Origin of the sequence: Planktothrix paucivesiculata PCC 9631 (assembly GCF_900009265.2) — a bacterium.
In the GTDB taxonomy this organism is placed as follows: domain Bacteria; phylum Cyanobacteriota; class Cyanobacteriia; order Cyanobacteriales; family Microcoleaceae; genus Planktothrix; species Planktothrix paucivesiculata.
On the sequence record NZ_LR735041.1, the window covers coordinates 1 to 2,298 of the forward strand.

A 2,298-nucleotide genomic window follows, 5' to 3' on the forward strand; every position below is an offset into this window, starting at 1 on the left:
CTGTTGCGCTCCTGTGAGTTCTACTTGTTGTTAAATAGTGAAAAAAAGGTTATAATAATTCCTAATCTAAGGTGATATTTAATAAGTTTAGATTAGGGCGATCGCTAATAGCTGGAAACACTTTATGGGTTTATAAATTACTTTCCTAAACAATGGTAATGTTTGAACGATATGAAGACCAGGGACATATTATATTTCACGGTGATTCTTTACCTATTTTGTCAAGTGAAATAACATCTGAATCTGTAGATCTAATTTTTATCGATCCTCCCTACAATATCGGGAAACAATTCTCAAATTTCCACGACAAATGGGAGTCTGATGAGGAATATGCAGTATGGGCTTATAAATTACTGGATGAGTGTATTCGGATATTAAAGCCCAATGGAACTTTATATGTGATGGCAAGTACCCAAGCGATGCCATATTTTGATCTTTATTTAAGAAATAAAATAGTAATTCTGAGTCGCATTATATGGCATTATGATAGTTCAGGAGTTCAAGCCAAAAAATACTTTGGATCAATGTATGAACCCCTACTTTATTGCGTTAAAAATAAGAGTAATTATGTATTTAACTCAAATAATATTAAAGTAGAAGCAAAAACAGGCGCACAAAGAAAGTTAATTGATTATAGAAAATCGGTTCCTAGTCCCTATAATTCGGAAAAAATACCCGGAAATGTCTGGTATTTTCCTCGTGTTAGATATCTTATGAAAGAATACGAAAACCATCCTTCCCAAAAGCCTGAAGCATTACTAGAGAGGATAATTCTTGCTAGTAGTCAGGAGGGTGGTATTGTACTTGATCCATTTGGAGGTACATTTACATCAGGTGCGGTAGCCAAACGATTAGGAAGAAATTCTATTAGTATAGAATCTCAAGAGGAGTATCTTAAAATTGGTCTGAGGCGAGTTCTGGGATGGCAAGAATATAAAGGGGAGAAGCTATTACCTCCACAGAAAAAACAGACTAGAAGAAATAAAAACACTCAAAATTTTGATTTCATTCAACAGGAGCTTTTTAATGCCGACAGTACAGCATGAATTTACCGATAAGATTACTGAAATTTTAAATATATATTTTCCTGAACAGGGAAGTAAAATCTTGGATTCTAGCGAGTTATTACAATATCTAAATATTAAGACAAAAGCTGCTAATCGTGGTTCCAAGTCACGAGCAGGATTTGCAAATCATTATGCTATATATGTCTTGGTCGAAGACTATCTAAATAATAAGTTTCATATTAATGGCAATTATAGTGATTATGAAGGAGCAAAATTTACAAGACTTCTTCAGAGACAACGAGAACTTCCATTTGGAAGTAAACTCCAAAATCATGCCCTCAATAGTAGACTAAATGAAGAATTTAAAAAATACTTTCCCACATCATCTTATGTACCTATAATCAGAGATTCTAAAACCAATAAATATTGGATTAATGAAAATCTCTTAAAATGTTCTATTGATAATTCTCAAATAAATATTGCTGAAGCGATTAAAGATATTATTGATGCTTATATAGCAGCGCGTGGTCAAGCATTCAATAACTTTATGATCTATTGTCAACAGATGATCGATATTCAGAAACAAGATCCTTCACAAGCGGTTAAATTTATTAAAGATTTACTGAAACCTAATATAGATGCAAGAGTTTTTGAAATTGTCAGCTACGCCATTTTGAAGGAATATTATGCAGACCAACAAATATATTGGGGTTGGTCACCCGATGAACTAAATGTGGAATATTTAGTTTTATATAAAACGGGTCGAACCAACGCAAACGATGGGGGTATAGACTTTGTAATGAAACCCCTGGGAAGATTTTTTCAAGTCACAGAAACTCTTGATGCAGGTAAATATTTTCTCGATATTGATAAGGTTCAGAGATATCCAATTACTTTTGTTGTGAAAACAGAACATACCGTTGAAACAATCTTAAACAAAATCAGAGAAAAAGCGACGGAAAAATATAATATTAAAGCCATTGTTAAAAAATATATGGAATCTGTAGAAGAAGTGATTAATATTCCCGAACTGATCAGTCATTTTGATAGGGTTTTAGAACGGGGTAAAGGTGCATCTGTTATTGAAGAAATCGTTTTACAAAGTCGTGTGGAATTTAATGTAGAAGCAGAGGAACAAGATATTTTGATCAACGAAAATGGGGTTGAAAATGAGTAGACATTGGTATTCCCATAAGTCGCCGTTTTATATTGAATCGGCCCCAGAATTCGATTGTAGACGGAATGCTATTCGTAAACCGGAAGAAACCAAGGGAGAACATTATCACGTTAC

2 protein-coding genes are annotated in these 2,298 nt (G+C 33.5%); both read left to right on the top strand.

The features are described from left to right. Positions 1-158: 158 nt before the first annotated feature. Positions 159-1,046: an adenine-specific DNA-methyltransferase gene (yhdJ, locus tag PL9631_RS25505; RefSeq protein WP_083618896.1), complete on the top strand. Its 888-nt coding sequence runs from the start codon at positions 159-161 to the stop codon at positions 1,044-1,046. Then, complete coding sequence (locus PL9631_RS25510) at positions 1,027-2,184, top strand: restriction endonuclease (protein ID WP_083618753.1); 1,158 nt, start codon at positions 1,027-1,029, stop codon at positions 2,182-2,184. The genes yhdJ and PL9631_RS25510 overlap by 20 nt, the downstream gene beginning before the upstream one ends. The last annotated feature ends 114 nt before the right edge of the window (positions 2,185-2,298 follow it).

Coding starts and splice junctions, on each gene's coding strand:
- yhdJ (WP_083618896.1), top strand. CDS start 159: ATGTTTGAACGATATGAAGACCAGGGACATATTATATTTCACGGTGAT.
- PL9631_RS25510 (WP_083618753.1), top strand. CDS start 1,027: ATGCCGACAGTACAGCATGAATTTACCGATAAGATTACTGAAATTTTA.